The sequence below is a fragment of the Vibrio sp. 10N.247.311.51 genome (genome assembly GCF_041467855.1).
Lineage (GTDB): Bacteria > Pseudomonadota > Gammaproteobacteria > Enterobacterales > Vibrionaceae > Vibrio > Vibrio coralliirubri.
In genome coordinates, this window is sequence record NZ_JBFSVK010000030.1 from 54,529 (window position 1) to 61,653 (window position 7,125).

5 protein-coding genes and 1 pseudogene are annotated in these 7,125 nt (G+C 41.7%); 4 read left to right on the forward strand and 2 right to left on the reverse strand.

Going from position 1 to position 7,125, the window contains the following annotated elements; translation table 11 throughout:
• Positions 1–262 precede the first annotated feature (262 nt).
• Positions 263–1,102 carry a hypothetical protein gene (locus tag AB6E85_RS21575; protein WP_372144216.1) on the forward strand — a complete coding sequence of 280 codons (840 nt, stop codon included), beginning with the start codon at positions 263–265 and terminating at the stop codon, positions 1,100–1,102.
• Here the strand turns inward: AB6E85_RS21575 and AB6E85_RS21580 are convergent.
• Together AB6E85_RS21580 and AB6E85_RS21585 are read right to left on the reverse strand one after the other, a co-directional pair.
• Entirely contained in the window at positions 1,032–1,628 is a 597-nt protein-coding gene (locus AB6E85_RS21580) for a Tn3 family transposase (protein WP_372144240.1), read from the reverse strand. The genes AB6E85_RS21575 and AB6E85_RS21580 overlap by 71 nt on opposite strands.
• 2 nt (positions 1,629–1,630) lie before the next feature.
• Positions 1,631–4,057, reverse strand: a complete 2,427-nt coding sequence (locus tag AB6E85_RS21585) for a Tn3 family transposase (RefSeq protein WP_372144218.1) — start codon at positions 4,055–4,057, stop codon at positions 1,631–1,633.
• 190 nt (positions 4,058–4,247) lie between these two features.
• Here AB6E85_RS21585 and AB6E85_RS21590 point away from each other — a divergent pair, with 190 nt between their 5' ends.
• The 3 genes and pseudogenes from AB6E85_RS21590 to AB6E85_RS21600 all read left to right on the forward strand — a co-directional run.
• Entirely contained in the window at positions 4,248–4,889 is a 642-nt protein-coding gene (locus AB6E85_RS21590) for a recombinase family protein (protein ID WP_372144220.1), read from the forward strand.
• A gap of 851 nt (positions 4,890–5,740) precedes the next feature.
• The gene (locus AB6E85_RS21595; RefSeq protein ID WP_372144222.1) at positions 5,741–6,739 is read left to right on the forward strand and encodes an outer membrane beta-barrel protein; all 999 of its coding nucleotides are present in this window, start codon (positions 5,741–5,743) and stop codon (positions 6,737–6,739) included.
• A gap of 11 nt (positions 6,740–6,750) precedes the next feature.
• A pseudogene (locus AB6E85_RS21600) lies at positions 6,751–7,125 on the forward strand (hypothetical protein); the annotation flags it as partial.

The window sequence follows — 7,125 nt, forward strand, 5'->3', positions numbered from 1 at the left end:
CACTCGCAAAAAAGCCGTCTTCCTGCTAGTAGACGGCTTTTTTGTGTCTAAAAAACCAGCGTTTGATTTCTTTTCTCGGTTGAGATAGGTTGAAATTTCACCGTTTGGGTGACCAATCCAAAAATCCCAAAAATCTAGCAGATATCAAATTATGACTCAATCATGGCATGGGCTAAAGCCCAAACAACACATTCTCAATCACACCGCTTGTTTATCCCTCGGGATGAAGTGCTGTGTGTTTTAAACGTGGACGGTGAATGTTATGAAGACGCCTGGACACGACTCCTCCCCTACCCCCTCCGATAAATCGAGTTACGATTCAGAGTATCGCCGCAAGCGTAAGGATCGGAAACGGGAGTTGATCGAATTGCATCATCGTGTCGTTGCAGAAGAGAACGCGCGGAACCCTAAGACGCCTTTTGAGATAGGACTCAAGTCTCGCCGGTTGCTTCGAAGTGGTAAGGTAGAAATCCTACCGCCAGAATACGGGCGGATCTTAAAAGGGTGTGAAGAATTTATTACCAACCCCAATCGTTTCCCGTCACTTAATGCATGGGGCGGTGAAGCGATAAATAATGTGCAGAGTCGCACCTTAATTGCGAAAGCATTAGCGTGCATGTTGCCGAACACCGACCTCATTGGCGGGCGTGTTGGTTTGCCCACCGAAGCGGGGTTGAAGCCCATCAGCTACGATCAGCTTCAAGAAGAGTATGCGTTGCGCTTTGGCGAGTATATTTCGCCCAAATCCTTTGCGAAAGTGATGAAGTATTTGCAGCGTGCTGGCTATTATCACAGTGAGCGGATCAATGTGTGTGTCGACCAAGACGAAGGGACGATACGCAGTGCCCCTTCATACAAACAGTTTACCATTCGTTTCTTTAATGACTTAAAAGTCGTGCGTTACCCCAACATCAGCGAATTGATCCTCGCGACACGGGGTTTTGCGCCCATTTCAGCGAAAAGTCCAATGAAAGCCGCCAGCCCTTTATTGATAAGGGCTGGCAGGGATGGCTTGTTTGCCAACATCCTTCTTAAGCAACTCCTTCTACCATTATTTCCTCTGTCCAAGGCGCTAAATTCTCAAGCAGCTTCTCTAAAATAATATTGTCTTTCTTAACACCAAAGGTGTAATTACCGGCAAGTTGGATATGACGCCATGCGACTGGGGATAAACCTGCTATCAAACTCACTACTTCCGGGTTCTTTTCTTGCTCAAATTTTTCAATCAGATTGGACAGTAAGGCCGAGTTATAATAGATGATGCAATTTGCGATAACTCTCACACAATCATTCCATTGATCTATCTGATAGTCATTGCCTCCTCGAAATTGATTTCCATTGATTGAAGCAATAGCTCGACGTAATTGGTGGTAGGCTTCTCCACGGTTCAAAGCTTGTTGGACAAACTGCCGTAGGAGTTTATCGTCTACATAGTCAAGTACATAAAGGCTCTTAATGATTCGGTCATACTCTCTAAGTGCGGCTAATGTGCGACTATTTTGCTTACCATTCGAGAGCTTGGTGATGATAGTGCTTTGTGTGGTTGTCTTTCGACTTAATGAGCAAATGATCCTTTGAATATTTTTCCACTCTTGTTTGATAAGCGAGGTGTTAAACGGTCGGCGCAGCTTTAAAACAGCGCTTCTCCGTGATTAATTTCAAACAAATCATGAAATACATTTTTAAATTTGGCGTAACGTGGAGCGAACTGGTAACCAAATAAGTCAAGAATAGCAAAGTTAACGTTATTAACCCCATGAGTATCGGTTGCCAATGCTTTGGGTTGAATATCACTGCTATTGTTATAGAGTAAGTCAAAGGCATGGTGGCCCTCATACTCGTTAGCAGAAATAATTTTGGTGTTTACAGGGACATGATTTGATACCAATGTAAGGGCTGATACACCTTTGCCTTTACGGAAGTATTTGGCTGAAAATCGCGCTTTGAATGTATTAATACGGCACGCATGTTTTTGACCATCAATGCTACCAAAAGGTGTAGATTCATTGATCGTGTAATGTTTAAAGATAGAAAGTTTTGCCAATGCATCCGAGATAACATCATTGGCATCACTTGTCGTCTCTGGTCGAATGTATCCATCATTCACGGCCCTTAGAACACCAATAGCTCGATCAGATATCGATGACATATGATGCAATCCGTAATTGGAACCATTACCAAAGATACAGGCAAGCAAGTCTTCTTCTCTCGCCTTATTCCCCAGTTTCTTCGTTCCGACGTTCTTAAAGGCATCTAAGTAGCCTGTTCTTTGATGCACGTAATCCATAATTTCGATAATGCCCATATGTTGAAGTTGGTTATAAATGGGGTTATCAAGATCGTCTTTCCAACGCTTATTGGCCAGCTTCCAGGTTAGCTGATTGGTACGAGGTTGATGGACAACAAAATCATTGGCTCCATCATTGATATTACAGCTGACTTCAGTCATTTTACGATGCACAGATGTCGTTAATGTGTCCAGAATCTGTTCGATAGGAGTGCCCAACTTATCTAACCCTGTTTTTGAAACAAGGTTTTCATCTTGTTTCCATTCGGCCATCGGGATCAAGTCATCTTCGAGACGTTTGTTTTTCGCACTCTCATTGACAAATATATGATTGCTATCAAGCATTCGAGAGACTTTCTGATACAAGTAGTATTCAAAACGTCGATGGTTAACCCCCTCCTTATCTACGATGTAGCATTTATCCTGTTTAAGAAGTAACCTTTGGTCGGTAGTGCAAAGGTGTTTATCCTTCTGAAGCTCCGATTTTGCCATCTGCAATTGCGTAGAAAGTAATGTCTGACTTGGATCGCAATCTATATCTATCGCTAAAAAGAGTGGCCTTATCGAGTTTGAAATTTTTCTATATTGACTGTCAATGTATTGCCATTCATATTGTCGCTTATCAAAATTTTCCTTATTCAGGTGTTGACTAATCAGTTGGATCTCATCTTTGGGGAGCATTTCAAAGGCATTTTGCCGGATATCACCAAACTGAGTTTGGTCGCTGACTGAATCATCGACAAAGAGCCTTAGGAGATGACCCGCATGGACCAGTTTGTCTCTGATAACTTCAAGCTCATCGGCGATCCGTTGTTTAGCGGCGGCAGATGTCGCTTCTCTTTGTTTTCTAGTCACATACTGAAAAGCGGTGACTAACTTATCATTCGTTTTCTGATAGCGGAAAAATAAGTAACACACGATGTATAGCATCCCCTGCCATTCTGGGAATCGACGAATTTTATAGAGAGATTGGTGCCGAATAATTGAAGCGTAATAAGTTAAGTTCCCTTGCGATAATCCCAATTCATTGATGAGGTTTTTTATCTCTTGATAAACACTTTTTATTGTATTGTGCGTTTCAATTTCACGCATAAGTTCTGTTGGGGTAAAGTCTTTTGCTGAGCCTTTCTGTGCCGAGAGTTGGTTCAGTCGCCCCTTGGTGTGCAATATTTTTTTAAGTTGTATACGAGTGGTGTCAGACATAGATCTCGAGAGGATAGACTCCGTTCTCTGTCTCTCACTGGCTAAGACTGACGTGATCATGTCTTGTAACGTGGAATAGCCGGCTAAACCAATGCGTTTCTGACCAAAGAAAGCTAAGCATTCATCAAAAATATATTTGGGATAGGTGCAAATCGTTGCCACATCTTCTAGGCGTTCTAGCAACGATTTCTCTTCAATTTTAGAAAATCGAGTAAACCCAAGGATCTCATACATCTTCAATATCAATGTTGCTCGTGTACTTTTGGCAATGAGTGGGTATTTGGGCTTCCTGTTTGGAAAATAAGTCGCGTAAAGGTAATCGACATCTTGTTTGACATCTCGCAATCTGAACTTTGGTACGACCGGTTTGGCTCGGAAGTACCCAATTAAAAGCAGTAAGTAAATTCGAGTTTCAACCTTATTCAAGGTTGATAATACTCTCTCAATACGGGGATCTATCGAAAAATACTCTTCCCGTTCACTTTGGTTAAAAACGGGACGTGAGTACAGCTCATGAACCTCTTGATCCGTCAGGATTTGAATTCGGCTAGGCTTAACAGTTTGCATCGTTCTCCTTTTTATATCAGCTCAAGCGAAAGGTCATCATACAAGAAGTCAGATTGCACAATCGATGTTTTGCGTGACATTTAGATATACCCTATGATCACAGACTAAAAGTGGTAGTTTTTATATATTTGTCATAACCTATATGGCACACAATTTTAGATCATAACTTAAATGTCACTTAGGAAAGATTATGTACATCTTTGGCTACCTTAGAGCATCAACAAGCGACCAAAATGCAAAACGAGCACAGAGCATCTTACAGAGGTTTGTACAGGGAAAAGGATTTCGTATCGCTGGATGGTATATTGAAAATGAATCCGGTGCTTCTCTGCAAAGACCCGAACTTCTTCGTTTACTTGATGATGCTGCGAAAGGCGATGCAATCATCATAGAACAGATAGATAGGCTTTCTCGCCTGGATGAGAAAAGCTGGTTCACATTGAAAGAAATGCTGCACGAAAAAGAACTCAAGGTGATTAGTCTGGATTTACCAACCAGTCATGTTGCATTCTCTCCCCAAATCACCGATGAATTTACCGGGTCGATGATCAAAGCAATAAATAGCATGATGATGGATATGCTAGCTGCTATCGCAAGAAAAGATTACCAAGATCGCTGCCGTCGTCAGGCTGAAGGAATAAAGAAAGCCAAAGAGGAAGGTAAATACAGAGGACGGCAAGCTGACTGTGATCTACACGAAAAGATCTATCAGCTACGAGTTATCAACAAGCTGAGTATTAGTGATACCGCCAAACTCACCAATGTATCGGCTCGTACAGTAATTCGAGTAGCTCAAAAGTTGGCAAGTGAGCGTTCTGTGGCAGTAATTTAACCATTTCATACGGAGAGACCAACATGGCTGTAACTGTATTAGGTATAGGCCTGGTAAAAAATGGGGTTGCACTCCATGAAGCTGCTCACAAAGGTAATATTGTCCTTTGTAAACCCAAAATAAGTCGCGCTAAACTATTGGAAATCTTAGCATACAAACCACCGTGTTTAATTGGAAGTTGTAGCAGCGCTTATTTTTGGGTTCGGACCTTGAAAAAGTAGGATATGAAGTTCGACTTATTGCTCCAACGTCTGTCTCTCCTTATCGATTATCAGGCCGAACAAAAAAATGATGCAACTCACGCTCAAAGGGTTTGTGAAGCGGTTTAACGCCCTCATATAAAATCAAACACCTAGCGTAGCTCGCAAGTAGGACGTTCGCTTATACAGTGATATGGGTCTAGGGGCTCCATAAGCCCCATTGTGTATAGGTTAACTGGTCGCGATGATACACCATAAGAACCTAAGTTATTGATAATACTTAATATTGCAACCTCATCACTTTAAGCGCCGATTAATGCAAGGTAGACAAGCGCATGGCTCAATGTTGCACGAGATCGAGTTCGGAAAGTGAACTTGAATAATTCTAGTGTTCTGATAGCAAAGCAAATGCATCAAAACCAGTTATTATCTGTGGACTCTATTTTGTGAGTCTATTTCGATTTTTTACGCTACCTTCTATCGATATTTATCTCTCTGAGACTGGCTATTTGGTTTTCATTTTTTGGATAAGATGAGAGTGGTTCTTTGTAGGCAATAAAGTATAAACAAAGCCGACCTGTTGATTTAAGTCCCAATATACAAGTAATATTTGCTTAAAAATGATATTATCTATCTATCTATCTGAAAATTATGAAAAAAATAATATTATTTACTAGTTTATTCAGTATTCCAGTACTGGCTGCGACGGAGTCCCCTCAGATTTTTGTTGGCGTAAAGGGTGGGTATCAATGGGCCCTAGACGACAATTACAATCATTCAAATCCAGAGGGCACAATTTTAGGTCTCTATGGCGGGTTACAGTTTACGCCCTCTTGGAGTTGGGATTTAGGCTATCAATATCACGATAAACTAAAGGCGGACGCCACATCTGTTAATGTTAAAACTTGGTTGATTGAAAGTGCTCTTCGTTACGATTGGTACCTACAAGATAACCTAAGTTTATACGGTCGGCTTGGTGCTGCTTATTGGGACATGGAAAAAACGCAACTGTCTTCAAGTAAGAGCGATGCGACAGGTTTTTCTCCTCTCGGTGAGGTAGGGATTAACTATCACTTTAACCCTAACGTCCGATTATCAACGGGCTACCAATACATTGACAGTATTGGTAAGTCAAATACGGGTAAGTATGATAGCCATGGATTGTTGGTCAGTCTAACCTATACGTTTGGCAGTACAACACAACCAGCGTTAGTCGAAACAGCGCCAACGTCTATTATTGAAGATACTCCCGTTAAAGAGACTGCCACTGTAAAAGCACCTCCTCAAATGCAGGTCTTTTCATCAAAAACTTCAGATGGATTATTTATTTTTGATTCAGTCGAACCTAGCCAAGAGTTTATTGACCAATTAACTGAAGTCTCTTCAGTATTAAATTCTTACCCACAAGGTCATGCCGTGGTTGTTGGACACACTGACTCAACAGGCTCTGCACTCTACAATCAAAACCTTTCTGAGCATCGTGCTCAAGCGGTCGTCAATAAACTGATTGAATTGGGTGCCACACCGACGCAACTTGAATGGAGAGGTGAGGGTGAGTCTCAACCTGTTGCAGATAACAATACTCCTGAAGGACGAGCTAAAAACCGCCGAGTTGAAATCACCATCTCTAACTTTCAGTTTCAAGGATAAGTTGTATTATTATGAATAAGCATTTTAAAGTCTTAATTTTAACAGTGGTTTTTCCACTACTAACGTTATTAACCGGTTGTAATTCAGAAGTTGCCTTCTCTGAATCAACCGTAAAATTAGAACGTATAGATATCACCGCTTCACCGATAACAACACGAGGTGTTAGTGAATTGACGCTTGCAGTAGGTAACAAGCAACCCTTCGAAGCGATTGGTCACTACGATGATGGTTCATCTCGCACATTGACGGATTTAACCGTGAGTGATTGGCACACAAGCGACCCTGATGTAGGACGCTTTGATGAGCCTGGCGTATTTACTGCTACTAACGAGGGTAATACGACCCTCACGGCCACCAAAGATGGCGTGACCAGTAATACGGTGGAT